Annotated in this window: 1 pseudogene; it reads left to right on the plus strand. The window is 73.1% G+C overall.

The window, feature by feature from the left end:
* Nucleotides 1-310 precede the first annotated feature (310 nt).
* Nucleotides 311-510, plus strand: a pseudogene (locus tag A6V37_RS42150) (AAA family ATPase); the annotation flags it as partial.

Here is a 510-nt window from a genome sequence, read left to right on the forward strand (position 1 = left end):
GTGGGGGAGCGCCAGGACGCCGTTGAAACGACGGACCGCGGGGCAGCGGCGCGTCGTGTGGGTTCTGCGTGTTGGGATGTACGACGAGCGGGACCATGGTGTGGGTGCGGAGCTGAGACTCGGGGGTGTACCAATGGACGGGGTGGAGGGGAGCGGAGAAGTGCGGGCGGTGTAGGACGGCGGGGGTATTGCTGTGGTGGTGGGGCAAGACGTGGGCGGGCGGGGCGTGGGCACGGGCGAGGGGGGCGGGAGCGGGCGGGAGGCGGAGCAGGCGTTGGGCAGAGGGTAGCGAAGGGTGGGGGGGTCAGGCGACAGGCGCGCCGCAGCGAGGGTGGTCGCAGTGGGCGAGCAGATAGGCTAGTGGCGCGGCTACGGCCAGTTGCGCGCCGACGCGGAAGCGGCCGCGCGTCGGCGGCAGATCGGGACGCACACGCCGGTGCTGGCAAACGACGGGGCCGATCTCGGCGCGGCGTTGCAGACCATCCGCGAGATCGGCGACCCGGCCGCGCT

This window comes from Paraburkholderia ginsengiterrae, assembly GCF_001645125.1.
Taxonomy (GTDB): domain Bacteria; phylum Pseudomonadota; class Gammaproteobacteria; order Burkholderiales; family Burkholderiaceae; genus Paraburkholderia; species Paraburkholderia ginsengiterrae.